Annotated in this window: 25 protein-coding genes and 4 pseudogenes; 13 read left to right on the top strand and 16 right to left on the bottom strand. The window is 61.1% G+C overall.

Annotated elements, in window-relative coordinates:
- The first annotated feature begins 18 nt into the window (after positions 1–18).
- The 7 genes and pseudogenes from H9K75_RS11325 (at position 19) to H9K75_RS11355 (ending at position 7,417) form a co-directional block, all read left to right on the top strand.
- Positions 19–990, top strand: a pseudogene (locus H9K75_RS11325) (alginate O-acetyltransferase AlgX-related protein).
- Entirely contained in the window at positions 987–2,141 is a 1,155-nt protein-coding gene (locus tag H9K75_RS11330) for an alginate O-acetyltransferase AlgX-related protein (protein ID WP_187725815.1), read from the top strand. The pseudogene H9K75_RS11325 and the gene H9K75_RS11330 overlap by 4 nt, the downstream one beginning before the upstream one ends.
- A 6-nt stretch (positions 2,142–2,147) precedes the next feature.
- Positions 2,148–3,728 (top strand): MBOAT family O-acyltransferase, encoded by a 1,581-nt coding sequence (locus tag H9K75_RS11335; RefSeq protein WP_187725816.1) that lies wholly within the window; start codon positions 2,148–2,150, stop codon positions 3,726–3,728.
- 31 nt (positions 3,729–3,759) lie between these two features.
- On the top strand, positions 3,760–3,999 hold the full coding sequence (locus H9K75_RS11340; protein ID WP_187725817.1) for an acyl carrier protein: 240 nt from the start codon (positions 3,760–3,762) through the stop codon (positions 3,997–3,999).
- Between the two features lie 72 nt (positions 4,000–4,071).
- On the top strand, positions 4,072–5,568 hold the full coding sequence (locus H9K75_RS11345; protein WP_187725818.1) for an AMP-binding protein: 1,497 nt from the start codon (positions 4,072–4,074) through the stop codon (positions 5,566–5,568).
- Positions 5,565–6,239: an alginate O-acetyltransferase AlgF gene (locus H9K75_RS11350; protein WP_187725819.1), complete on the top strand. Its 675-nt coding sequence runs from the start codon at positions 5,565–5,567 to the stop codon at positions 6,237–6,239. The genes H9K75_RS11345 and H9K75_RS11350 overlap by 4 nt, the downstream gene beginning before the upstream one ends.
- 41 nt (positions 6,240–6,280) lie before the next feature.
- Positions 6,281–7,417 carry an acyl-CoA dehydrogenase family protein gene (locus H9K75_RS11355; RefSeq protein ID WP_187725820.1) on the top strand — a complete coding sequence of 379 codons (1,137 nt, stop codon included), beginning with the start codon at positions 6,281–6,283 and terminating at the stop codon, positions 7,415–7,417.
- Positions 7,418–7,425: 8 nt separating this feature from the next.
- Here the strand turns inward: H9K75_RS11355 and H9K75_RS11360 are convergent, their stop codons facing one another.
- The 3 genes from H9K75_RS11360 to H9K75_RS23890 all read right to left on the bottom strand — a co-directional run bounded on the left by H9K75_RS11360 (position 7,426) and on the right by H9K75_RS23890 (position 9,772).
- On the bottom strand, positions 7,426–8,466 hold the full coding sequence (locus tag H9K75_RS11360; RefSeq protein WP_187725821.1) for a DUF4434 domain-containing protein: 1,041 nt from the start codon (positions 8,464–8,466) through the stop codon (positions 7,426–7,428).
- Positions 8,467–8,624: 158 nt separating this feature from the next.
- On the bottom strand, positions 8,625–9,398 hold the full coding sequence (locus H9K75_RS11365; protein ID WP_226858657.1) for a metallophosphoesterase: 774 nt from the start codon (positions 9,396–9,398) through the stop codon (positions 8,625–8,627).
- Positions 9,380–9,772, bottom strand: coding sequence for a hypothetical protein (locus H9K75_RS23890; protein ID WP_226858658.1), 393 nt, complete (start codon positions 9,770–9,772; stop codon positions 9,380–9,382). The genes H9K75_RS11365 and H9K75_RS23890 overlap by 19 nt, the downstream gene beginning before the upstream one ends.
- Positions 9,773–9,832: 60 nt before the next feature.
- Between H9K75_RS23890 and H9K75_RS11370 the strand changes: the two genes are divergently transcribed.
- The 4 genes and pseudogenes from H9K75_RS11370 (at position 9,833) to H9K75_RS11385 (ending at position 12,668) form a co-directional block, all read left to right on the top strand.
- Positions 9,833–10,048, top strand: coding sequence for a cysteine-rich CWC family protein (locus H9K75_RS11370; RefSeq protein WP_187725822.1), 216 nt, complete (start codon positions 9,833–9,835; stop codon positions 10,046–10,048).
- Positions 10,049–10,147: 99 nt separating this feature from the next.
- Positions 10,148–10,336 (top strand): 4-oxalocrotonate tautomerase, encoded by a 189-nt coding sequence (locus H9K75_RS11375; protein WP_187725823.1) that lies wholly within the window; start codon positions 10,148–10,150, stop codon positions 10,334–10,336.
- A 13-nt stretch (positions 10,337–10,349) separates the two neighbouring features.
- Positions 10,350–11,828: a DHA2 family efflux MFS transporter permease subunit gene (locus tag H9K75_RS11380; protein ID WP_187725824.1), complete on the top strand. Its 1,479-nt coding sequence runs from the start codon at positions 10,350–10,352 to the stop codon at positions 11,826–11,828.
- A gap of 79 nt (positions 11,829–11,907) precedes the next feature.
- Positions 11,908–12,668 (top strand): annotated as a pseudogene (locus tag H9K75_RS11385) (class II glutamine amidotransferase).
- A gap of 12 nt (positions 12,669–12,680) precedes the next feature.
- Here the strand turns inward: H9K75_RS11385 and H9K75_RS11390 are convergent.
- The 11 genes and pseudogenes from H9K75_RS11390 to H9K75_RS11440 all read right to left on the bottom strand — a co-directional run bounded on the left by H9K75_RS11390 (position 12,681) and on the right by H9K75_RS11440 (position 21,493).
- Positions 12,681–13,490, bottom strand: a complete 810-nt coding sequence (locus tag H9K75_RS11390; RefSeq protein WP_187725825.1) for an SDR family NAD(P)-dependent oxidoreductase — start codon at positions 13,488–13,490, stop codon at positions 12,681–12,683.
- Positions 13,491–13,545: 55 nt separating this feature from the next.
- Positions 13,546–14,022, bottom strand: coding sequence for a DUF6644 family protein (locus H9K75_RS11395; protein WP_187725826.1), 477 nt, complete (start codon positions 14,020–14,022; stop codon positions 13,546–13,548).
- A gap of 20 nt (positions 14,023–14,042) precedes the next feature.
- The gene (locus H9K75_RS11400) at positions 14,043–14,435 is read right to left on the bottom strand and encodes a DUF6152 family protein (protein ID WP_187725827.1); all 393 of its coding nucleotides are present in this window, start codon (positions 14,433–14,435) and stop codon (positions 14,043–14,045) included.
- Between the two features lie 161 nt (positions 14,436–14,596).
- Positions 14,597–15,196, bottom strand: a complete 600-nt coding sequence (locus tag H9K75_RS25515) for an aromatic-ring hydroxylase C-terminal domain-containing protein (protein WP_404826439.1) — start codon at positions 15,194–15,196, stop codon at positions 14,597–14,599.
- A gap of 111 nt (positions 15,197–15,307) precedes the next feature.
- Positions 15,308–16,347 (bottom strand): annotated as a pseudogene (locus H9K75_RS25520) (FAD-dependent monooxygenase); the annotation flags it as partial.
- Positions 16,344–17,186 (bottom strand): sulfurtransferase, encoded by an 843-nt coding sequence (locus H9K75_RS11415; RefSeq protein WP_187725829.1) that lies wholly within the window; start codon positions 17,184–17,186, stop codon positions 16,344–16,346. The pseudogene H9K75_RS25520 and the gene H9K75_RS11415, both read right to left, overlap by 4 nt.
- A 37-nt stretch (positions 17,187–17,223) precedes the next feature.
- On the bottom strand, positions 17,224–18,192 hold the full coding sequence (locus H9K75_RS11420; protein WP_187725830.1) for a tripartite tricarboxylate transporter substrate binding protein: 969 nt from the start codon (positions 18,190–18,192) through the stop codon (positions 17,224–17,226).
- Between the two features lie 67 nt (positions 18,193–18,259).
- Positions 18,260–19,456 (bottom strand): CaiB/BaiF CoA transferase family protein, encoded by a 1,197-nt coding sequence (locus H9K75_RS11425; RefSeq protein WP_264294015.1) that lies wholly within the window; start codon positions 19,454–19,456, stop codon positions 18,260–18,262.
- 53 nt (positions 19,457–19,509) lie between these two features.
- Positions 19,510–20,483 (bottom strand): annotated as a pseudogene (locus H9K75_RS25525) (Bug family tripartite tricarboxylate transporter substrate binding protein).
- A gap of 53 nt (positions 20,484–20,536) precedes the next feature.
- Positions 20,537–20,965: a MaoC family dehydratase gene (locus H9K75_RS11435; RefSeq protein WP_187725831.1), complete on the bottom strand. Its 429-nt coding sequence runs from the start codon at positions 20,963–20,965 to the stop codon at positions 20,537–20,539.
- A 21-nt stretch (positions 20,966–20,986) separates the two neighbouring features.
- Positions 20,987–21,493: a MaoC family dehydratase gene (locus H9K75_RS11440; RefSeq protein WP_226858660.1), complete on the bottom strand. Its 507-nt coding sequence runs from the start codon at positions 21,491–21,493 to the stop codon at positions 20,987–20,989.
- 50 nt (positions 21,494–21,543) lie between these two features.
- On the opposite strand from H9K75_RS11440, the gene H9K75_RS11445 reads away from it, so the two are divergent.
- Positions 21,544–22,350: an IclR family transcriptional regulator domain-containing protein gene (locus H9K75_RS11445; RefSeq protein ID WP_226858661.1), complete on the top strand. Its 807-nt coding sequence runs from the start codon at positions 21,544–21,546 to the stop codon at positions 22,348–22,350.
- A gap of 587 nt (positions 22,351–22,937) precedes the next feature.
- On the opposite strand, the gene H9K75_RS11450 is transcribed toward H9K75_RS11445, so the two are convergent.
- Positions 22,938–23,525, bottom strand: a complete 588-nt coding sequence (locus H9K75_RS11450) for a hypothetical protein (protein WP_187725832.1) — start codon at positions 23,523–23,525, stop codon at positions 22,938–22,940.
- A gap of 14 nt (positions 23,526–23,539) precedes the next feature.
- Here H9K75_RS11450 and H9K75_RS11455 point away from each other — a divergent pair, with 14 nt between their 5' ends.
- Positions 23,540–24,094: a recombinase family protein gene (locus H9K75_RS11455; protein ID WP_187725833.1), complete on the top strand. Its 555-nt coding sequence runs from the start codon at positions 23,540–23,542 to the stop codon at positions 24,092–24,094.
- 75 nt (positions 24,095–24,169) lie between these two features.
- Here the strand turns inward: H9K75_RS11455 and H9K75_RS11460 are convergent, their stop codons facing one another.
- Complete coding sequence (locus H9K75_RS11460) at positions 24,170–24,892, bottom strand: DNA adenine methylase (RefSeq protein WP_226858720.1); 723 nt, start codon at positions 24,890–24,892, stop codon at positions 24,170–24,172.
- Positions 24,893–24,959: the final 67 nt, after the last annotated feature.

The raw sequence follows: 24,959 nt of genomic DNA on the forward strand, positions 1-24,959 counted from the left end.
TGCACACGGCGCCGTGCGATGCAATGGGCCGGTGCCGCCGTCAGCCTGCTCGCCAGCGCGCGCAGTGGCTGGGCGCAGGACAATGGTTCGTCGCTGGTCATCAAGGGCAAGGACGGCTGGCTGTTCGCGGGCTGGGGCAGCCTGACGCAGGTGGACGCGAGCGGCATCGACCGCAACGTCAAACTGATCGAGCGCGCGCACCAACTGCTCAAGGAAGCGGGCATCGAACTGGTTGTGCTGCTGTTGCCCGACAAGGTGCATTTCTACAGCGACAAGCTGCCCGAGAGCACGACCATCAGCCCCGCGGTGCAGCAGCGCTACGCGCTCATTCTCGACAAGCTGCGGGGCGCCGGCATCGCCAGCTTCGATGATCTGGCCGTCATGAAGAAGGTCAGTGCCAGCGGCGCGAACGTGTTCTATCGCACGGACCAGCACTGGACACTGGAGGCCGCCGATGCCACCGCCCAGGGCACGGCCGATCTGATCCGCAAGGTCAAGCCGGAACTGGCGGGCAACCCAGGCTCGGGCACGCCGCTCGGCGCGCTCACCAAGGAGCGCCGCTATGGCGATCTCGCCGAGCTGTTCCTCTCGCCCGACGAGAAAAAGCAGGTCGGGCGCGAGATCTACACCGTGCGCCGTCAGGCCGAGTGACAAAGCCTGCTCGACGATGCACCGGCGCCGGTACACGTCACCGGCCACAGCATGGTCCAGCCGTATTTCGGCTTTCCCCAAAAGCTCTCCAGCCTGCTCGACCGGCCCGTGTCGCTGAACTGGAAACCCGGCAATATCGGTCCGTGGGTGATGCTGCTCGAATACCTTGAATCGCCCGCGTTCAAACAGCACAAGCCGCAGGTGCTGGTGTGGCAGATGTTCGAGCCGAGCTTCAATCAGGGACCCGACGCCGCAGGCCTGTGGGACAGCGCATCCGTGATGCCCGCGGACACCTGGACGCAGCGCATCACCCGCGCGCTCGGGGGCACGACGTCATGAACCCGCGCGACGCCAAGCCCGCATCCACCGACGCGCCCGCGCCGAGTCATCGCACCAGCGCCATCGTGTGGATGGTGTTGCTGGTCGCGGGACTGGTGGTGGGACTGTGGTCGCTCAGCCATGTGCAACTCCGGCCCGAGAAGACAACGCGCGACGCGTGGCTGAACGGCAGTGCGGAGACGGCCATCAATCAGTCGCTGCGCCTGCCGGGTCAAAGCTGGATCGAGATGGCCAGCGCCGCCGCGCGCTATCGCCTGCTTGGTGATCTGGGAGAGAAGGTGGTGCTCGGCTGCCCGCAGTGGATGTTCTATCACGACGGCCTGCGCGTGCAGCCCGGCGCGGCGTCCGATGTCGTGAGCCAGCGCCTGCAGTTGATTGCGCATTGGCGCAGGCAGTTGCAGTCGCACAAGGTGCAGATGCTGGTGGTCGCCGTGCCCGACAAGGCGCGCGTGGAAAACGAACATCTGTGCGGTCGCACGATGACGGCGTCCCTGCATGCACGCTACGACCAGTTGCGCCGAACTCTGGCCGCAGATGCGATCCCGTTCGTCGATCTACGCAGCGTGCTCGAAGCGCAACCAGAAGACATGTATTTCCGCACCGACGTGCACATGAATCCGGCAGGTGCCAGGCGCGCGGCGCAGGCCGTTGCCGCGGGCGCGCTGGCGCTGCTTGGCGCGCGCGGTGATCAGCGCTTCGACATTTCCGCGCCCACGCCGCCCGAGGCGCGCATGGGCGATCTGCTGGTGCTCTCCGGCCTCAAGGATGCGCCCGAGGGCTGGCGGCCCGAGATCGAGCACGTCGCGGCCCAGACCATCACGCCCGTGCGCAGCGGCGGCCTGCTCGACGATACGCCGCCCGTCGAGGTGTTGCTTGCGGGCAGCTCCAACGGCCTGCGCAGCAACTTCGCCGAATGGCTGGGCCACGATCTGGGGCGCGAGGTGTGGAACCTCAGCATGGATGGTGGCCAGTTCTCCGGTGCGATGCTCAAGGCGTTGGCGCAGGCGGAACGCTGGCCGCAAAGCCTGCGGCTGGTGATCTGGGAGTTCTCCGAAAACACCATGTCACTGCCGCTGACCGAAGACGAGAAGAACACCCTCAGGCAGATCACGGCACCCGTTCTCGCGTCCGCCAACACCGCCCTCCGTTAGCGCACCATGCTGTTCAATTCCTACCTCTTTCTGCTGCTGTTCCTACCCATCGCGCTCATGGGCTACTACGCGGCGGGCCGCATCAGCCTTCGGCTGGCGGCGTTCTGGCTGTGCGTGTCCTCGTTCATCTTCTACGGCTGGTGGAACCCGCAGTTCGTTGCACTGCTTGCGTGCTCGATCCTGTTCAACTACGTCATCGGCCTGCTGATCCTGCACTTTGCGGGTTCACCGCGCAGGCAGTTGCTGGTCACCAGCGTGGGCGTGATCGTCGATCTGGTGGTGCTCTTTCACTACAAGTATTTCGCTGCGCTGTTCAATTTCCTCAGCGACTGGGGCCTTGCGCATGGCGCGATGGACACGCTGATCCTGCCGCTCGGAATCTCTTTCTTCACGTTCACGCAGATCGGATTTCTGCTCGATTGCCGCAGCGGCCTCGTCAAGGAAAAGGGCTTTCTGAGCTATGTGCTGTTCGTGACCTTCTTCCCGCACCTGATCGCTGGCCCGATCCTGCACCACAAGGAGATGATTCCGCAGTTTGCCGATCCGGCCAACTACCGGTTCAAGGCCGAAAACCTGTCGATTGGCGGCGTGCTGTTCGTCATCGGCCTCGCCAAGAAGGTGCTTCTCGCGGACGGCATCGCGCCCTATGCCGATGCGGGATTTGCCTCGCCCGATGATTTGCAGTTCTGGGGTTCATGGGCCACGAGCCTGAGCTATGCACTGCAGATCTACTTCGATTTTTCGGGCTACTCCGACATGGCGCTCGGCCTCGCGAAGATGTTTGGCATCGCGTTTCCGCTCAACTTCAACTCCCCCTACAAGGCCGCGAGCATCGTTGATTTCTGGGCGCGCTGGCACATCACGCTCACGCGCTATCTGACCTCGTATCTGTACTATCCGGTCGCGATGGCAATCTCGCGCGCCCGCGAGAAGCGCGGCATGACGGTGGGCTCGGGCGCAGCCAGATCACCGGGCGGTTTCGCGGCCACCATCATCGTGCCGACGCTGTTCACCATGGGACTCGCAGGCGTCTGGCACGGCGCGGGCATGCAGTACCTGGTGTTCGGCATCTGGCACGGCCTGTGCCTGTCGATCAATCATGGCTGGCGCATCTTCGTCGTCGGCAAGAAGCCCGCAGCGCAGCGTCACACCAGCCTTGCCACGCAGATCGCCTGCGTGCTGATCACCTTCGCCGCCGTGCTCATCGGCCAGGCGTTCTTCCGCGCGGACGGCATGCCCAAGGCCTGGTCACTGATCGAGGGCATGTTTGGAATGCGCGGCTTCGAGAGCCTGGAGTCGCTCTCCTACGCCATCGGTCTGCCGCCGGGCGATGCGTGGCGGCTCCTGATCGGCCACCACATGCAGGGCGTCTACATCGCGTTGCTGCTCTCTATCGCGTGGTTCACGCCGAACGCGCACCAGATTCTGGGCCGCTACTCGCCCGCGCTGTTCAAGACGCTCAAGAACCCCATTGCAGGCCTGAGCTGGCGGCCAAGCATCGGCTGGATGCTCGTGACCCTGCTGCTGCTCGCGCTGTGCGTTGCCAACGTCCACAAGGAAACGCGTTTCCTTTACTTTCAGTTCTGAACCAACCCGTTGTTTGAAATAGGAGATCATCATGAGCATGAACGAAATTGAATCCAGGGCCGCTTCGCTGATCGAGGGGATCATCATGACGCCGGTCGACGCCGACACGCTGCTGATCGATTCGGGCCTCGTCGATTCGCTGTCTGCGGTCGACGTCACGCTCGCCGTCGAGCGCGAATTCGGCGTGAAGATTCCGCCCTCGGAAATCGACGTGCATCTGCAATCGGTGCAGACGCTCGCGCAATACATACAGGCCCGCGCACAGGTGTGACGACGGGTTCGCCGACAAGGGCGACACCAGCGGTTGCCGCCGAGTTGCGGCGCCCCGCGCAAGGAGACTGACATGCGGTTTGACTTCGACCTATTCGAGTTCCTCGAACTCTCCGAGAACCCGCGCGACGCGGCGATTCACGATGCCAGCGGCGAGCTGAGCTGGCAGGCCCTGCGCACGGCCGTGGACGTCTGGATGATCGCCGCCCTCGAAGCCGGCGCGCACGCCGATCTGCCGCTCGTGATCACTGGCCACAAGGAGGCCGACTTCGTCGTCGCGATGCTCGGCTGTCTGCGTCTTGGCGTGCCGTTCGTGCCGATTGACGTGATCAACCCGCAGGCACGTGCGGAGCGCATCACCGAACTGGTGAATGCCTCACTGGTCTACGACACGCAGAAAAAACGCTTTCTGCCCACCGGCCACGAGCCTCTGGAGCTGGAGGAAAAGGGCGTGGCCTACATCATGTTCACGTCGGGCAGCACGGGCGATCCGAAGGGCGTGCAGATCGGACGCGAGAGCATGGGCCTGTTTGCGAGCTGGATCCGCGATTGCCTGAACCTCGGCGAGGCGCCGGTGTTCATGGACCAGATGTTGTTCAGCTTCGATTTCTCGCTGTTCAACTGGGTGGGCGCGCTCGCCTGCGGCGGTGCCGTGGCGCTTTGCGCGCGCGAGACCATCGAGGACGATGCCGCGTTCGCTGCCTATCTGGCCCACACGCGCGTGTCGGTCTGGGCTTCGACGCCCTCGTTCGTGCGCCAGCAGATGCTCGGCGCGAGTTTCAACGCGACGCATCTGCCCGATCTGAAGGCCTTCGTGTTCGGCGCGGAATCGCTCACACCGACCATGGCCGAAGCACTCTGGGAGCGCTTTCCCGAAGTGCGCATCATCAATTCCTACGGCCCGACCGAGGCCACCTGCTCGACCACCTGGGTGGAGATCGATGCGGCCCTGCGCGAGAGCGCGCCGCTGCCGTTTCCGATTGGCCGCGCCAAGCCCTATGCGGACGTGTTCATCGACAACGGCGAGATCTGCATCGCGGGCGATCATGTGATGCGCGGGTATCTGAATCGCCCCGATCTCAACGAAACGCGCATGTTCACGCGCGAGGGAAAACGCGGCTATCGCTCGGGCGACGTCGGCGACATCGACGCGCAAGGCCTGGTCACCTTCCGTGGTCGGCGCGACGATCAGATCAAGATGCACGGCTACCGCATCGAGCTTGCCGAAGTCGATGCCGCGCTCGCGCTCCTGCCGGGCGTGCGCGCCGGTGCGGCCATCGCGCTCAGGCGGCCCGACGGCGTGATCGTGCGCATGATCGGCTTCGTCGAGCCGGATCATGGCGGGCCGGCCGGCCTGCATCCGCCGTACACCGAAATCAAGAACTGGAAGACCATCCTCGCGCAGCGCGTGCCGCCGTACATGGTGCCCTCGGAACTGTTCGTGTGCCACGGCTTACCGATCACGCAGACCGAGAAGGTCGACCGCAAGAAGCTCGAACAGATGTACCGCGAAAGCCGCACCGCCGGGTCTGCGACGCGGCCCGCGCCACTGACAGGACAAGCCGCATGAAACACCTCCCGCCACTCGCACTTTCACTGCTCGCCCTGGCACTCGCATCGAGCGCACATGCCGAAGGCGCGTTCGCACAACTCTACGCCGCAAGACCGCCCGCAGGCTCTTCGTTCGTGCGCGTGCTCAACCCGCATGCCGAGCCCCTGCGGGTGAAGATCGGCAACGGTCCCGAGCAGACGCTCACGGGCAACACGGTCGCGTCGAGCTACGCCATCGTGAAGGGCCAGACCGACTTCACCGTCACGCTCAATGGCCGTGCAGGTCCGCCGATGAAGGTCGCGCCGGACAGCTTCACCTCGCTGCTGCCAACGGCCTCCAACGATCCCGCGCAGCTCAAGGCACTCGACGATTCCGCCGGGGCGACGCAGGACGCGCTGAAGGCCGGACTGCGCTTCTACAACCTGAGCAGCGATTGCACCGCTGGCAAGGTGGGCATCTCGCCAGCGGGCACGCCGCTGTTCGCGCCGGTGGCCTATGGCGCGTCCGCAGCACGCGCCATCAATCCGGTGAAGGCCACGCTCGTGGGAAGTTGCGGTGCGGTCAACACGGCCACGCTTGACCTGCCCGCACTCCAGCCCGGCGAACACTTCAGCATGTTCCTGACGGGCAGCGCCGCGAAACCGGCTCTCAAGGGCCAGCGCAGCGCCACGGACGGATACAAGCCTTGACGCAGAATCCACCCGATACCTCTTTGGGACTCAGCTCAGCCATGCAAGCGTCTCGCCCCGTCTTTCGTGACGACCATGAAATGCTGCGCGCACAGGTGCAGCGTTTCGTGGCGCAGGAAATTCTGCCGTTCTACGCGCAGTGGGAAGACATGGGCGTGACGCCGCGCGAACTGTGGCGCAAGGCCGGTGCGAACGGCCTGCTCAACTGCGCGATTCCCGCACCCTGGGGACATGACGGCGATTTCGGCCATGCGGCTGTGGTGCTCGAAACCATCGCGCGCGCCAACTGTCTGGGCATCGGTTTTTCGATCCACTCGGACATGGTCGCTCCCTACATCCTGCATCTGGGCACGCGCGAGCAAAAGGACCGCTGGCTGCCACGCATGACCTCGGGCGAATGGATTGGCGCCATTGCCATGACGGAGCCCGACGCGGGCAGTGACCTCAAGGCGATCCGCACGCGCGCCCGCCGCGAGCACGACCACTATGTGCTCAGCGGAGTGAAGACCTTCATCACCAATGGTGCGAACGCCGACATCGTGATCGTGCTCGCAAGCACGGCGCCCGAACTTGGCGCGCGCGGGCTCTCGCTGTTCGTGGTGGAACGCGGCATGGCCGGCTTCACCTCGGGCGCGCCGCTTCGCAAGATCGGGCAGCATGCGCAGGACACCAGCGAGCTTTTTTTCAACGACGTGCAACTGCCGCTTGAGAACCGTCTGGGCGCGGAAAACGCGGCATTCGAACACGCCACCGCCGAACTCGCGCAGGAGCGGCTCGCCATTGCGCTGCGCGCCGCCGCGAGTCTCGAAGGCATGATCGACGCCACCGCCGACTACGTGAAACAACGCAAGGCATTTGGCCGCCGCATCGTGGATTTCCAGAACGCGCGCTTCAAGCTCGCCGATGCGATTGCGCAGACCACCATGCTGCGCGTGTTTCTCGACGATTGCCTGGCCAGACACATGCGCCTTGAACTCGACCCGGTCACCGCCGCCATCGCCAAGCTGAACGCCACGGAACTGCAGGGCCGCATCCTCGACGACCTGCTGCAGATGTTCGGTGGTTACGGCTACATGGCCGAATACGGCATCGGCCGCGCGTGGACCGATGCGCGCGCGCTGCGCATCCTCGGCGGCACGAGCGAGATCATGCGCGACATCATCGGCAAGCGCATCTGACCGACGTTTCAGCGCGTCGGTGCCTGCTGTTTGAGTTCCACCGCGCGATCGAGCTTCCAGACGCTGCGCAGCGCAACGCCTTCGGGCGTGTTCTGCGAGGCCCATGGCTCGAGCGCAAACGCGACGACGCGCTGAGCGCCGTAGCCCTGCGCCACCTTCCATTGATCGCGCAGCCGCGTGACAGCCGCCGTGCGCGCCTGGAACTGGCCCCGCATATTGGCGGTGGCCGGCAGGCGCTCGAACAGTTCGACGACCAGATCGAACGGGGCAGCGCGCTTGAGCAGCATTTGATGCAAGGGCTCCAGATTGGCATAGTTGTTCATGCCGTGAACCCCGACACCGTCCTGAATCATCGGACGGACCCGAACCCGGTCGAGCAGATGGCTCCACAGTTGCGCCAGCAGTTCGGGACTCGCCATTTCGCTGTAATACGTGGAGATCGCGGGTTCATGGCCGCTGGTCTCGATCGCCACCTCGGACAACGGCTTGAGCCATTGCGCAAGCAGCTCGCGCCGTTGCGCCGGGCCCCAGTGGTACTGCTCGATCTCGTACGGGATGTACCAGCCCTCGAACGCCGGGTGCTTTTGCCACGTGACCGAGCGCATGTAGTCGATGGAGTTCCTGCCGATGGACTGCATGTAGCCCGACACCTCGTTGATGTCGGATTTGTCGATTTCATCCCACCAGCGCTCGTTGTAGGGCAGGCCGATGTTCACGCCAAGACCGACCTTGCCGGCTTCGTCCAGCAGCGTCTGCAACATGCGGCCACGCGCCTCCCAGGTCCGGGACGCCTCGCCCTCGATGCCCACCCATTGCAGGAACAGCGAATCGCATCCGAGTTCCACCATGCCGGTAAGGACGCTGCGCCAGCGCTCCGGTTTCCAGTCCATATGTTCCTGCCAGGGTTGCAGGAAGGTGCCGCCGACCATCTGCGTGCTCTTGCAACCCGCCAGCGCCAGGGCACCGCCAGCGGCAGTGATGCCTGTCACCCGCAACCAGTCGCGACGCGAAAAATGGCGGCTGGAAATCGATTGAGAAAATATGGACATTGATCCGACTCTATCGAAAATCCCGGGAAAGACCGTATGTGCAGGCAATAGAGCGTAAAACGCTGGTTGCAACTTTCATTGGCCGACATCCTCCGATATGGCGTGCTGCAGATCGGAAAAACCTTGGCAAATTCAAACCATTCTTACCAAAACAAGTGTCAATTGCTCGCCCTGCGCAGCACCAGCACGTCGATGCTCGACGGCACGCCGAGCCGCACCGCAAAGCCCGCCCAGAGACCCGCGCCGTTGCTCACGAAGAGCTTCATGCGATCCACGTCGTACGCGCCGCGTACAAAGCCATTGTTGACCGGCGCGACCAGCCAGCGATCCATGCCGAGCACGTGCCCGCCATGGGTATGGCCCGAAATCTGGAGGCCAACGCCATGCGCCGCGTTTTCATGCGCGAGCTTGGGCTGGTGCGCGAGCAGGAGATGAAAGTCCGCGCCCCTGGCCTGGGCCCTGACGGCCTCGATGTCGGGCGGCAGGCCCTCGGGCATGCCCGGATCGGAGTTCTGTTGCGACAGCCGCCCATAGGCCGGATCACCGATTCCCGAGATCGCAAGCGTGCGGCCCTTGATCGTCACGCGCCGGGTCTGGTTTTCCAGATAGCCGAGGTTCAGCGACCGGTAGACGCGCGCCCAGGCGTTGTAGCCGCTGTAATACTCATGATTGCCCGGTGCCGAGAACACGCCGTATTTCGCGCGCAATTGCGACAGCGGCGCAATATTGCCCGCCTGCGTACCGGCATCGCCATCGACCATGTCACCCGGCAACACCACCAGATCGGGCTTTGCCGCCAGCGTGCGGTTGACGATGCCCTGCACGTAATGCACGTCGTTGATCGGACTCGCATGGATATCCGCGATCACCGCCACCCGCAGGCCGTCGAGTTCGGCGGGCAGGCCGGCAAGCGCTATTTCCTGCTCGCGCACCTCGGGACCTTGAGCGCCTGCGTCACGCCAAAGCCCGTCACCAGCAGCGCCACGGCCACGATCACGGCGGTGAACAGTCGGCGTGAATGCGGGGTGAATACGCCGAGCAGGCCGACCACGTCACGCAGCACGGCCAGCAAAAAGGCCAGCATCAGCGCCGAAAACATCCAGCCCGCCACTACCTGAAGGTGGGCGATCACGAAATAGCTGATCTGGGTGTTGCGCATCACCCAGATCAGCGCCGCTGGCATGGCCCCGAGCAGCGCGGTGATGACAAATGCCAGCCAGAACGCGCCGCGACGCTCGCGCTGGAGCAAAGGCCACCACAGCCACAGGGCGACGGGCAATACGATCAGACTGGCGTAGAAGATCATTCGAGATGCTTTGGTGAATTCGGCACTCCGAGTCGATACACTGTGACCCGAAAGTACCCCATGAGCCCCGTTGAACACGAAGCCTCCGACACCAGCCACTGCCCGCTGTGCGGTCAGGCCAATGAGTGCGCGATTGTCGCAGGCTATCCTCCCGAGAGTTGCTGGTGCATGAAAGAGTCCATATCGCCCGAGGCTCTTGCACGCGTGCCCGACGAGCAACAGGGCAAAAGCTGCATCTGCCCTCAATGCGCAAGGCCAGTGACGACATCGGCCTGAGTCGCGCCTGGCCTGCCTCGCCGTATGGCCCGGCCTGCCCATGTCACTCGCAACCGATATGATTCGGCCTCGTTTTTCACTTCTGCAAAGGATCCAGAAATGCCCACCTACCACGTCGAAATGATGGAAGGCCGCACGGTCGAACAAAAGCGCAAGCTTGCCGAAGAAATCACGCGCGTGAGCGTCGAGGTGCTGGGCGGCTCGCCCGAATCCGTGGACATCCTGATCACCGACGTCAAGCGCGAAAACTGGGCCACCGGCGGCAAGCTCTGGCTCGACCGACAGTGACATGAGAGGTTTCATGCAGGCCACCTTCAGTGGCTCTGCTTCGGTCGGTGCGTTGCGGGAACGCTATGGCGAACGCTACCGCTGGCTTCTGCTGTTGTCGGTGCTCACGGGCACCATCGCCTCGCTGATCCCATCGACCAGCGTGAACGTGGCCATTCCGGCGATGAGCGCCTATTTCGGGCTCGGTCAGGCCCGCGCGCAATGGATCACCTCGGGCTTCATGGTCGCGTCCACCGTGTCGATGCTGACCACGCCCTGGCTGCTCACCCGATTCGGCTACCGCGCAACCTATATGGGCGCGGTGTTGCTGCTCATGATCGGCGCGATCATGGGTGGCGTGGCCGTGCAATTCCCGCTAGTGCTGGCCTCGCGTGTGGCCGAAGGCATGGCGGCCGGCATCATCCAGCCGATTCCCGCGGTCATCATCCTGCATGCCTTCAAGCCACACGAGCAGGGGCGCGCGGGCGGGCTCTTCGGCATGGGCGTGGTGCTCGCGCCTGCGATTGCCCCGGCGCTCGGCGGCGTGCTGACCGATCTGCTCGGCTGGCGCAGCACCTTCTTCATGGTCGTGCCGGTCACGCTGCTCTCGCTGTGGCTCGGACTCAAGTTCGTTCCGCACTCCTCGCCCGGTGGGGCCAGCGTCGGCGAGAACGCTGCGGGGCTCGACTGGATCGGCCTTACCTTCGGCGCGGGCGGCACGCTGTGCCTGCTCAACGGCATGGCGCAACTGCACCAGGAACCACGCGGCCCGGCGCTGGTGCTGCTCGCGCTCGCGGTGCTGATGCTCGTGGCGTTCGTGTTCTGGCAAAAGCGGATGCTCGCGCGTGGACGCAGACCTCTCATGGACCTGCGCCTGTTTCGCTGCCGCCCGTTCGTGATGGGCTGCATCGTCTCGGCCGTCTATGGCACGGCAATGTTCGGCTCGACCTATCTGCTGCCGCTGTTCATGCAGATGGGCATCGGCCTGTCGGCGAGCTACGCCGGGAACCTGCTGCTGCCCGCCGGACTGGTGCTGGCGCTGACGTTTCCCGTCGTCGGGCGTCTGGCCGACAAACAGCCGACGCACTGGCTGGTGAGCATCGGCCTGGGCCTGCTGGCGCTGTCGTTTGCGCTGATGATCTTCGTGGGTTCGGGCACGGCGCTGTGGCTGCTGGCCGCCTTCATCGCCGTGGGACGCATCGGCCTTGGCTTCATCCTGCCGAGTCTGAATCTGGGTGCCATGCGTCCGCTCGACAAATCACTGATCGCGCAGGGCTCGAGCACCATCAGCTTCATCCGCATGCTTGGCGGCGCGGCGGGCGTGGGCCTGTTCGGCATCGTGCTGCAGTGGCGCATGGAGGTGCACGAGGCCGACCCCGCGCTCGGCATCAAGGCCGCACACCTGATCGCGTTTCACGAGTGCTTCGTGCTGTTGACCGCGCTGTGCCTGGTGGCACTTGCAGCCGCCACACGGTTGCGCTCGCCGCATCCACCGCCGGACAAAAGCGAGTGATGGTCCGCGTTTTGTACTATGGCAGCCACCCGTCGGGCAGAATCCCCGTATCCTCCCGAAACGCGAAAGCCTTCAACGCATGTGCCAGCTCTTAGGAATGAACTGCAACACCCCGACTGACGTGCGCTTCAGTTTCTCGGGTTCACCCAGCGCGCGGGCAACACCGGTGATCACACCGATGGCTGGGGCATTGCGTTCTTCGAAGACAAGGGACTGCGCCATTTCGTGGACCACGAACGCGCCATCGATTCGCCGGTCGCCAAGCTGATCCGCGAGTATCCGATCCGCAGCAAGAACGTCATCGCGCACATCCGCAAGGCCACGCAGGGCGTCGTGAGTCTGGAGAACTGCCACCCGTTCGTGCGCGAACTCTGGGGCCACTACTGGGTGTTTGCGCACAACGGCGACCTGAAGGATTTCAGGCCCAATCTGCACAGCCACTTCCAGCCCGTGGGCAGCACCGACAGCGAGCAGGCGTTTTGCTGGATCATGCAGGAACTCTCCAAGTCGCACGCCCGCATGCCGAGCATCGACGAACTCACCATCACGCTGCGCGAACTTTCGCCGCGCATCGCCCGGCACGGCACGTTCAACTTCCTGCTCTCGAACGGCCAGGCGCTGTGGGCCCACGCATCCACTCACCTGTACTACGTCGAGCGCAGGCATCCGTTCGCCCATGCGCAGTTGTGCGACGAAGACCTCAAGGTGAATTTCGCCTCCGAGACCACGCCCGACGACAAGGTTGCCGTCGTCGTGACCGCGCCGCTCACGACGAACGAACAATGGACCGCATTCCAGAGCGGCGAGCTGCGCGTGTTCGTCAACGGCGAGGCGCGCTGAACCGCGCGAGCGTCAGGCCTTGATGCCCGCCGTGGTGCCCACGCCCGCAGCCAGATAACCACCATCCACGGGCAAAAACACGCCGTTCACATACGCCGCACCGTCGCTGCACAGGTAGACGATGGCATTGGCGATCTCGTTCGTCACGCCCATGCGCCTCGCGGGAATCGTGGCCTCGAAGGCGGCGCGTGTCTCGGGCGTGTAGTTCCTCTCGGTCATCGGCGTAAGCACCGGCCCGGGCGCCACCGCGTTGACGGTGATGCCATGGCTGCCAAGCTCCATCGCGAACTGGCGCGTCAGCCCGGTGATCGCCGTCTTCGACGTGCCATAGGCCACGCGCCCCACACCCGCACGCTCCGAGCTGATCGAAGCCAGGTTCACGATGCGACCGAAGCGCTGCGCGATCATCCCGCGCGCCGCACGCTGCGAGCACAGAAACGTCCCGCCCACGTTCACGTCCATCGCCTTGCGGAACATCTCCCAGGAGCACTCCATGACGGCCGCGACCGGCATGATGCCCGCGCTGTTGACCAGCACGTCCGCAGCCTTGCCGAAATGCTGCTCCAGCGCGCCGAAGGCCTCATCCACCGACTGCGGACTGCTCACATCGATGGCGAGCGCCACCGCGCCATCCGGGCGCTGCGCATGGAGCCGCTGCGCCACGGCACGCGCATTGTCGATCTGGATGTCGAGCACCGCGACCCGGTATCCCGCCTGCGCAAGCTGCTCGGCCACCGCAGCGCCAATGCCCGAACCACCGCCCGTGATTGCCGCGACCTTGTCGGTCGGTGGTGTGGTGGGGGTGTGCTGTTGCTGCGCCATGGGCCTGTCTCCTACTTTATTTGTTCGACGATAGCAGAACCCCGACGCCTGCCGCTCAGAGAAAGCCGATCCACCTGCCCGCGAGCAACACCGCGCACCACAGCAGCAACGAAAAAAGGGCGCGCACGCGAACCGCTGGCGCAATGCCGTGACCCGCCACCATCCGCACCCAACCCGCGCTGCGGTGTTGCCAAACCACATTCGTCAGGGCGATCAACAGCAATGCAAGCTTGCAAAGAAAAGCGATGTTGCCCAGGTAGTCATGCGGGCGCACAGAAAACAGCCACACGCCCGTCACCAGCGCGAGCACCAGCCCGCAGCCAGCCGTTCGCGACAGCCTGGCGGCCAGCGCAGGCAGCAACGCCGCGTCGCCCATGCGCCCGAGGATCAGGAAATCCAGCGTGAACACCGCCCCTACCAACAGCGCCAGCCCCAGAATATGCGCCGCATTCACGAAAAGATAGGCCACCCCCGACTGCTGCAGCCAGCGCGCCCCGGGCCATGCGGCGATGAGGTCAAGCGCGAACGCCATTGCCGTCCGAACCCACTCCATCACTCCTTGATGCGCTCGGGATACATGTCGTACCGCTTGCCATCCAGGGTGATGCGCACCGCCTTCATGTGCAGCATCGTGTGATCCTGCGCCCGATTGCCCAGCACCGTGATGCGATCCCCCACCTTGGCCGTCTGCCCCGTGAAGCCCGAGCGCTCGGTCTGCGAAGGATTCCCGAGATCCACCTGCCACGACTGCCCGACCTGATTCCTGACCCGCAATTTCGGATGCGGCGGCGCCATCGAGATCGACTCGATCGAGCCCTCCAGCGTTGTCTGCTCCCCATCCGCCCACGACCAACCGTGATGAGCGAACGCGACCGAATGCCCCGCCAGGGCCAACGCCACCAACGCGAGCCGCCTCGCGACCGTGTTGCTGTGAAGCTTCTGCATAAAGTCTCCTTGCGAGGTCTATCTATTGGCCTCGGGTGAAGCGCATTATTTCTCTGGCTCCGTGTCGAACAGGTTGTGAATTGCAACATGTTCGTCTTGAAGCACCGATGGCGCACTCTGGCGTAGACAACCAGGGGCCGGTCACCGGAACGAATGCCCTGTCAAGCCACCGCGTCGGCTGCCGACATTTCCATACGTCCGGTGACGCCGAGAATGCCACTGAGGACTCGCCCGAGTTCATGAGACGCTGATCTCGCATGCGAAGCACTCAGCTTCGCCGCGACAAAGCCATCAGGTCTTATCAACACCGCGTCACCCTTTTGTACTTCATACAAATTTTCGAACTTTGAATCCATGGCATGGTAAGCGCCCTGCTCTCCCACCGAGATTGCGGCGATTTCAATGTCCAGCATCTCGCTCACCTGCCTGACCGCTTCGCGCCATGGTTCCTGAAGTTCGTGGCCGATCAGCACAAAGCGACGTCCCCACAGATCGATGGTGGAAACGCGCTTTCCAGACGAATCCTCCAGCCATGCATGCGGCGCGCGTACGCCGGGAACGGTGGATTCGACATATTCGACCAGTTCAGGAACCGGGGCCTTCTCGCCATTGGGAACCACCGCCTGAGAATGGTAGACAGTTCCCAGTTGATAACCCGTATGCAGCACCGCGTTGTCGCCATGCGGGGCGGTTCGCTGTTTCAGAAACAGTTCTGCCTCGGCAGAAATCCGCCCCTTGGCGAACAATGCCCCCTCACCCACGCGCGCTGCCTCGGCGATGGCCTGATAGTGCAGAGAATTGTAGGTTGCCGATTTGACGGTGATGCGCGCCTTGGATTTTCGTTCGGTCTCAAACGTGTCCAGTAGCGAGTCGCCCGCCTTGCCTTTGAGAACCAGTGCCAGCTTCCAGGCCAAATTGTTGGCGTCCTGGATACCCGAATTCATGCCGAATCCACCCCAAGGCGAATGCCAATGTGCGGCATCGCCCGCAAACAGTACCCGTTGTTCGCGCCAGTGGCGCAGCAGACCGGTGCTGTAGTCAAAGCGGTAGGTCTGAAAAATCTCGATCGGCAGGTCGGGCATGCCCAACGCGCCTCGTATGCGCTCGAGCAGCACTTCATGCACGGGCGGCGTGTCCTCGTCATGCCGGAAGCTGTATCGCCACAGGCCATTGTCCGGATGCTTGCTGCCGAACCATCCCGCATATCGCGGGTGCAGCACAAATGAGTGAAAGAAGCCATCCTTGCCAAGGGTGTCGTCCAGATCCGCGCGGAACTCCACCAGAACCTGATTGCCGAAGGTTGGCCCATGATCCTGTCCGCGTCCCAGCCGCGAACGCACAAAGCTGTGCGCTCCATCGCACGCCACCACATAGCGCGCGGTGACTTCCTTGATGGTGTGCGACTGCATGTCTTCCACTCTCAGGTGAACCCCTGTGTCGAACTGCTCGATGTCCGTGACCCGTGCGTTGAAGTGCAAGGAGGTGCTGGGTAAGACTCGGCGCGGCGGCAGATGGCAGCCTCGTAGTCTGAGGCGGGAACCTTGCGCGGATAGACTGGGCTGTACTGCGCCCACTTCGCTTCATACTCTTCATGTGTCCCGTCGATGGCCCTTATGGCTGCGACAGGGCCATTGGCGACGTTCACATAGAAGCCCTGGCCATTGGCCGCTTCGGTTTCCCAACCCGCATCCCGAAGCAGATCCCAGACGCCCCATTGACGGAAAAACTCGGCGGTGGAAGCGTGCAGGTACTGACCTTTGGGCAGCGTCGTGGTGCCAGGCCGCTTCTCAAACAAGGCAACGTTCAGGCCTTCGCGCCCGAGAAGAAACGCCGTGACCAGTCCCACGGGACCGCCGCCACACACCACCACGTCAAAATGATCGGCCGCGCGGTGCCTCGAGTGCTGTGTCATGACAAAGCCCTTTCCCCTGCGCTTCGGGCCATGCGTTCAGGGCTCTTGCTCCACTCGGACCACGAGCCCACGTAAAGCAGAGGGCGATGTCCCAGCGCCCGCAGCGTCAACACCGCCAGCGCGGAGAGCACGCCGCCACCGCAATAGACCACGACATCCTTGCCCTCGCGAACGCCCACATCGTCGTACAGCTTTTCGATCTCCGCGACGGTTCGCAGATTGCCGACAGGCGTCCACTGTTCAGAAGCCGGCAGATTGCGGGCACCTGGAATGCTCCCTGCGAGAAACGCGTTCTCATCTCGCGCATCGATCAGCAGGGCGTCGTCTCCCAGGGTCTCCACGTCGGTCACCAACGACTGCGGCAGGCTCCCTGATTGCAGGCGCAACCGCAGAGCTTCATCGTTCGGCTCACGGTACGTTTCGCCCTGCGCTAACGGGCCTCCCTGATGAGCCCATGCCTTGATTCCACCATCCAGTACCCTGACGTTCTCGAGCCCAGCCCAGCGCAGCACCCACCAGGCTCGAGCCGCCAGTGCCATGGACGGACCATAGACCACGATTTCAGTGTCTTCGTTCACGCCCCAGGCCCTGAGCTGGCGCTCAAGCAAAGCGATCTCAGGCAGTGGAAGATTCCCAGACGCTGGCGTGGGCGGTGCGGCAAACACTTCCCGAATCTGGGCGTGCACGGCACCCAGAATATGGGCGTCCCGGTAGTCCTTGAACTCGTCGGCGGGCTCGCCCAGACGAACATCGATGAACAGCCGATTGGAATGGGGGTGGTCGAGCAATTGCTCCGGCTGGACGATGTCATCCGAGAGCGAGGAAAGCTTGTGGTCCATGGCTTGGGGTCCCTTTTCAGAAGGTTCGGCTCCTGCCTCAATCGGCGACGGGCAAATTGCGCTCTTTGATCAATTTTTTCCAGAAACTGGTTTCGGTCCGCAACACATTTGCGAGCGCTGCGGTACTGGTGTCAGGCAATTCCGCGGCCCAGCCCTTGACCGTCTCCTGCGTGCCTGCAGCCTTGGCGATTGCGGTGATCTTTTCCGACAGACTCTTCACGATGGCCGGATCGAGATTCCTCGGCCCGAACACCGCAATCCAGGCACCAATCGCCGGGATATCCTTGAATCCCGATTCATGCAGGGTTGGCACGTTGGTGGCCACCGCGCTGCGCTCTGCGGAACTGACCGCCAGTGCCTCCATGGTTCCAGCCGTGATGTGGGGCCACGCCGTCACCAGCGAAATGATCGCGATGTCGACATCACCTCCCATCACCGCCGCCAACTGTTTGGACCCGGTGTTGTAGGGCACATGCACCATCTGCACGCCCGCGCTGAGATTGATCAGCTCGCCCAGATAGTGCATGCCGGTACCCACTCCGGCAGACGCGAAGTTGATTCGGCTCTGACTGGCCTTGGCCTGCGCCAGCAAATTCTTGAATGTCTTGAACTTCCCGGCCTTGGCAACGATGACGTAGGGCGTGGTCGTGATCTGGGCAATCGGCTGGAGATCACGCAGGCCATCGGCATTCTTGTCGTCGGTCGCCGCACGGATGGTGATCGAGGAGCCGGTCACCAACAGCGTATAGCCGTCCGCAGGCGCTGCCATTACCTGTTTGGCCGCGACTTCACCGCCTGCGCCCGGTTTCGGTTCAACCACGAAGGCCTGTTTGTAGTGCGCCGCCAGTTCCTGCGAAAACAGGCGCGTTGAATTAGCCGGAAAGCCGTCGTTCCACGGCATGACCACCTTGACCGGCTTGTGGGGATAGCCCTGCGCAAATGTCGAAGTGGACCCACAGAGTGCCAAGCCACCCAAGGCCAGTATCAGTCGTCTCGTTTGCGTCATGGGTACGTTCTCCATCTGTCGGCTAAAGGTTTGCTGGATCCATTTGTCATCGGGCAACGCTTCGCATTCAGATGACATGTGTCGCGCGATAAGCGGCGATGTCTTCATCCGATTTGCCCAAGAGTTGCTTGAGCAGCGCTTCTGTGCTGCTGCCCAGCTTCGGCGGTGCGCGCTCGTATTGCACCGGAGTTCCCATCAGCCGAAGCGGACTCGCGATGGTGGAAACCGTGCCACCATCTTCGGTCGGAAGATCCACACGCAAGCCGCGATGAATGACCTGCGGATCCTCAAATACCTGTTCGTAGTTGTTGATCCGGCCACAGGGAACGCCCGAGGCCTCCAGACGCTCGATCCAGTCTGCCGAGGAGCGTGTGAGCATGGTCCTGGCCAGCTCGGGAATCAGTGTTTCTCGGCCTGTGATACGCCCCGTCACCTTGGTCCAGTTCTGGTCTGCGGCAAGGTCCGCGCGACCGATTGCCTCGCAATACTTCTGCCATTGCGCGTCGTTACCTACGGCCACTACCATTTCCCCGTCGGCTGTTGCGAACACCTGGTATGGCACCAAGCTGGCATGTGCGTTGCCATAACGAAACGGTACCTTGTGGCTGGAGAAATACCCGGTCACCTGATTGCCGCCCAATGCCACCAGGCAGTCGAGAAGTGCCATGTCGATGTACTGGCCGCGACCGGATACGCCGCGATGATTGAGGGCCGCCAGGATGGCAATGGACGAGTACATGCCGGTGATCACGTCCGCGATGGCAATCCCAACCTTCTGAGGCCCGCCACCGGGCAGATCGTCGCGTTCGCCGGTAATGCTCATGAGCCCTCCCTGCGCCTGAAACACGAAGTCGTATCCGGGCTTATGGGCGCTCGGCCCGGTCTGTCCATAACCGGTGATGGAGCAGTAGACCAAGCGCGGATTGATTGCGCTGAGGCTGTCGTAGTCCAATCCATAGCGCTTGAGATCGCCAATCTTGTAGTTCTCGACCACCACATCCGAAATCGCCGCAAGCTCGCGGACGATCTGCTGTCCTTCGGCGCTTGACATATCGACCGTGATGGACTTCTTGCCCCGGTTCGCGGCGGCGTAATAGGTCGAGTCGTGCGTGTACTCGCCTTGATCGTCGCGTATCCAGGGCGGTCCCCAGCCGCGTGTGTCATCGCCGACCTTGGGACGTTCCACCTTGATGACCTCGGCACCAAGGTCGGCCAGATTCTGCGTCGCCCATGGTCCCGCCAGCACGCGCGAAAGATCAAGCACGCGGATATGCGACAGCGCGCCCTTGGTCGGTGGGTGGAAGTCATGCCGTCACCTCAATCCAGCTTCACATTGGCCGTGCTGATGACCCGGGACCACTTGTCGATCTCGGCACTCACGAATGCCGAGAATTCGGGCTGGGTCATGCTGCCAGGCTCGGCACCCTGCTCTGCGTACAGCGACTTCATCTTTGGCGTGTTCAGCACGTCGCGCACATCAGCGTTGATCTTGTTGGCCAACTCGGGCCTCATGTGTCCAGGGCCGTAGAGGCCGAACCATGAACTCGCCTCGAAGCCCTTCACGCCCGCTTCATCGAGCGTCGGAACGTCTGGCACGGCGGTGGATCGCTTGAGGGACGTGACGCCGAGCGCCCTGAGTTTTCCGGCCTTCACATGCTGAACCACGCCCGTGATCGAATCGAACATCACCGGTATCGTGCCCCCCAGCAAATCGTTGAGCGCCGGAGCCGCGCCCTTGTACGGCACGTGCACCATCTGCACTCCGGTCATGGTCTTGAACAACTCACCCGACAGATGGTTACCGCCCCCGTTCCCGCCGAGCCGAAACTCAGTTTCCCGGGATTGTCTTTGCCGTATTGAATAAGCTCCTGCACGTTCTTCACGGGCAAGGCCGGATTCAGCAGCAACAGGCTGGGAACTACCGCGACCTGCGCCAAAGGCGTGAAGGCCGTCCTGGTGTCATACCGCAGATTCTTGTAGAGCCCCGGATTGATCACATGATGCGTTGCCGTCAACATCAACGTGTAGCCGTCTGGCGCGGTGCGCGCAAGCTGCTCGGAAAAGATCGTTCCGCTCGCGCCCGCCTTGTTGTCCACGATCACCGGAACCGACCACCTCTGCCCCAGCTCCGAGGCCAGTTGTCGGGCCAGAATGTCGGTTGTTCCTCCAGCCGGGAACGGAACCACGATCTTCACTGCCTGAGTCGGAAAGGCTTGCGCGGACGCAGCGCCCACGGCCAACGAAGCCAGCCATCCCATCGACCATTTAACGAATCCAGATTTCATTCCCATCGCCGAAGTCTCCTATATCTTTAGTCACGTATTTCGTATATCGATATACGGCTTCAGCGCGGGAACTCTGCCATTGCCTCGCCCACGGCAACCACTTCGTCACGCTGATTTCGAACCTCCACGTCAAGACATACCCATCGGCTTTTCGAGGTGGTCTTGATGAGCGTGATCCTCCCCTTGGGGGTAATGGTGTCGCCCGGCTTGACCGGGCTCTTCCAGCGCGTTTCAAGACGACGTTGCACTGCGTTCTGTTCGTATAACCAGTCCGTGAGCATGCGGGTGATCACGCCGAAATTGTTCATGCCGTGCATGATGATTCCGCCGAAATTGGTCTTTCCAAAATCACCCTTCATGTAGTTGTCGTCAAGGTGCAGTGGATTGAAATCCAGAGACGCCTCACAGAAGTCCCGGATGGTTTCGCGTGTCGGAGAGAAGGGGTTACCGACGATTTCGTAGCCAACGCTCAATTTTTCAAAACTCATATCAGATCTCCGATGATGGACTTACTGCGGGCGGATGGTCTGGCCACGGCCAGAGCAAATCACTTCGTGGTTCTGGTTAAAGAACACGTTGTCGTGCACCACGAACAGCCGATCCTTCTTGATAAATTTGTCCAGCGCACACGCTTCCAGCCGGATGACATCGCCGGGCCGCGCGGGCTGGTTGTAGCTCCAGGATTGACCGGCATTGACCGTGCCAGGACTGCGCATCCAGTCATCCGCTGGCGTGCATGCAAACATGAGCAGAATGTGAATGGCAGGCGGTGCGATCAAACCGCCATATGGAGACTTCCGGGCGTATTCCTCGTCGAAATACAAAGGATGCATGTCCCCGACCACACGGCAGTATTTCTGGATGGCTTCCAGGGTCAGCGTGTACGGAATGGTCTTGCGCGGTTCACCTGGAATGATGTCGTCCCAGATTTTGCGAAGGTTCTGGTCTTTCCAGAAGTCGGTCTCGAACGCTGTTTCTTTCATGGCTTCCTGCTCAGTTGAAATTGCGAAGAACATCCTGTAGAATGTCCGCTTAGCGGTCATTTAAGTCCGCTGTACGTTCATTTTTGCAATTTATCAGCCTGAGTCAACAGCGGCGCGGGAAATCCCTTATGGCAACACCAGAGAGCGAATCCTTTGTCAGAACCTTTGCACGCGGCTTGCGCGTCATCGAAGTGATGGGTCAATCCACCAGCCGACAGAACATGGCACAGATCAGCGAGGCGGCACAGTTGCCACGCACCGTGGTGCGGCGCCTGTTGCTCACGCTGATCGATCTGGGATTCGTGGGGACCGACGACAAGGACTATTGGCTCACCCCCAAGGTGCTGCGTCTCGGGATGACGTATCTCTACACATTGCCGTTCTGGCGGCAATCGCAATTGGTTCTGGAGGAACTGGGAACGCGCATCAAGCAATCGTGTGCGGTCTCGGTACTGGATGACGGCGACATCGTTTACATCCAGCGTTTTCACACCAAACGAATCCTCGCGTTCAGCCCCTCGATCGGCAGTCGCCTGCCCGCCTATTCCGTCTCGATGGGACGAGTGCTGCTCAGCGGCTTGCCAGCAGAACAATTCGGCGCCTATCTAGACGCAACGGAACTCACCGCCCTGACACCCCACACAGTCACGGACAAGAAAAAGTTGCAAAAGATCATCACCCATGTGCGGGAACAGGGCTATTCATGGTCCGACGCCGAATACGACGAATCCATCTGCGGCCTGGCAGTTCCGATCCGCGACGCCCAGGGACACATCGTCGCAGCCATCAATGTGAGTTTGATTTCAGGCGAGTTCACAGAGGAACAGGCACGCGCGGAATTCCTGCCCCTGCTGAAGCTTGCGGCTTCGCGGTTGAAGCAGGCAAGGTGAGGGCGATGCGGCGTGAACCTGCGCTTGCCAACAGCTTCCCCGGCAATAGATCCCCAACGGTTACAGAACGGCAGGAGACTGACCAAAAAGAAATCAACAATGCTATTCTAGGGGCTGGCGGGGATCGAAAAAACAACAAAGAACCGCATGGAACTTAGGTTCTAGAAATCACTTTTCAAAAGATGCCAACAAAAGTACCAACAGAATAAAAAGTGACCTTCAATCCCTGTATCCGCCCCTATCAGCGGATCGAACCTTCAGATCGACGTCCTTCGACCGTTTCAGGTCATGATCTTCAGTTCATTCGGATCATACCGACCTACATCTTTGGTAGATGTCTTGCCCCGCAAACCCCCTCAACTTTATCCACCTAGAACCGTCTTGCAGTCTGTTCAACTGGACATCCACTTCCCGAATTCAATTTCTTTCGTCCAAGATCATCTATAGGTGGTCGTTGTAGCCACCTTCCCTTTCCCGTTGTCGATGTCCGGCTTCCTGCCCCCCCAATACGTCGATACGACGGCACCAGAGCGAAACCTGACAGGCCGTTGAACAGCGCCTGTAACTGTACTTATGGCTGGGGAATTTCAGATGAGCGAAGAAGGCGCTGGTGACTTGAGACGGCGCATCACATCGTCATTCAAGTGAGTGATTTCCAGAAGGATCGAGTCTTCAACGTCTTCCTTGGTGCGATCTTTCAGGATGTATTCGATACAGCCAGCATCCCTGTACTTCGTAAAGTCGTGGTTCATGGGATCAGCCCAAGGCAGGCTGACCCATTCGGCTTCGCACATTTCGACCCAATGATCAGCACGTATGCCCTTGGGTACTTCGATCACGCCATGAAGGTGAAATTGCTTCACTGTTTGGTCGTGTCGGCTGACCTTTCCTTCCTTGACTACCAAGTGTTGAAGTTTGGCCCGATTCTTACGGGCTACGGCCTTCGCACCGAGCGCTTTACGGCATAGGCCGTTGTACCACCGCTTATATGTCGCAAGAGCCTGCTGCTCCGTCAAACGCTCAGACTCGTGGTACACCGATGCCCCAGTCAGATCGTCTGGCAGCCACTTGCCCGGCTGACGCTGCCTGAAGTTCAATGTAAAGGCGATGGACTTCATGCCATCAAATGCACCAGCAAACCAGATCTCAAACTCTTTCTTGATTTCACGCTTCATAAATTTCTCCGAAGTTGGCTTTCAGAGATACTTACGAAATCCGCGAATTCATCGAAACCGTGACGGAATTTGGACAGACTGGGGAAGTGTTTGAAGCGGCTGTTCGGCAGTGCCGTAGTGACAAGGCCGTGCTTGTCTTGGCGGAATCAGACCCTCTGTCGCGTCAACTGGGCATGCTGGCGCTGTTAGTACAGCAAAACGTACCGTTGGCCGCTGCTGGTCATTCGGATCTTAACAACGTGCTGGAACCACTGTTCACCGGTACACGGGCTGGTGTCTGCTCCAAGGTCACAAAGCCGAAGGTGAGAAAGAAGTCCCCACGTGACAAAGGTCTTGGCAATCCAGACCTTGCAACCGCTCGGGTCACTTCAGTGACCGTTCGCAAGAAAAACGCCGATGCCTTCGCGTCCAAGTACGTTCATCAGGTTCTGGAATGGCGAGATAGGGGAGACACGTTGGCAAAGATTGCGGCGCGATTAAATGACATGAATTTACCGGGGAGACGGGGCGGAAAATGGCATTCAACGTCTGTACGCAATCTGATAGAGCGTTGTAAGCTTCTAACTTAGCAAAAAGAAGACCCACATGCGGCGTAACTATCAACGACACCAGGGCTACAAGCAGGCTCTAGTAAATCGCCACGATCAAGCAGCTTCTTTTGTCTGAGGAATCCCAACATCAGGAACAATTAGGCTTGGGCTAAAAAACATGACTTCATTACCTACATAGCGCCGTTGGGCCGTATAGTTGAGCCCATATGTCTTTGTATTGACGAGTTGATACATGGCACGTATTTCCTCTGCGTTGTCGTAAGACACAACCCAATGCCGCCTGAAACTTTTGGCCTTAATAGTTTTTGCGATTGCAACATGATCGTCATGTTCATAATAGTTGCGGTACAACCCCTTACCTTTGACGTAATACGGAGGGTCAAGATAAATCAGCGAATCTTCTGGCAAAAACTCTTTACAACGTTTCAGAAGAGCTAGCGAATCCTCTCTGTACACCGTGATGTCCTTCGAACGCTTTGCGATCTCCGCAATTCGGGCGGCAATGACTTCCTTCTTGAAGCGGGCATCTAATTTGTAGACTCCTTCCTGACTCTTCCCCCCAATAACACCCGCCTTCAAGATACCAGAGCGGTTGGTTCTGTTCATAAACAACGTGGCAAACCCTTTCTCAACTAGGCTGGCTTGACAGTCTTCACGGAGTATCGAGCGCCATTTAAACCACTCAGTAATGGTGATGGGAGTTGATGCCAATAACTCTAGCAATTCCTCAGAATGTCGTGTCACAGAAACCCAAAATGCAAATACTGCAGGGTCAGCATCGTTGATATGGATGTGGCTTGCATGACCTTGAAACAGTAGATTGAGTGCTACCCCAGCGCCACCCGCATAAGGCTCAAGGTAGTGCCCCCCACAACACCATTAG

This window comes from Diaphorobacter aerolatus (assembly GCF_014489535.1).
GTDB classification, from domain to species: domain Bacteria; phylum Pseudomonadota; class Gammaproteobacteria; order Burkholderiales; family Burkholderiaceae_C; genus Diaphorobacter_A; species Diaphorobacter_A aerolatus.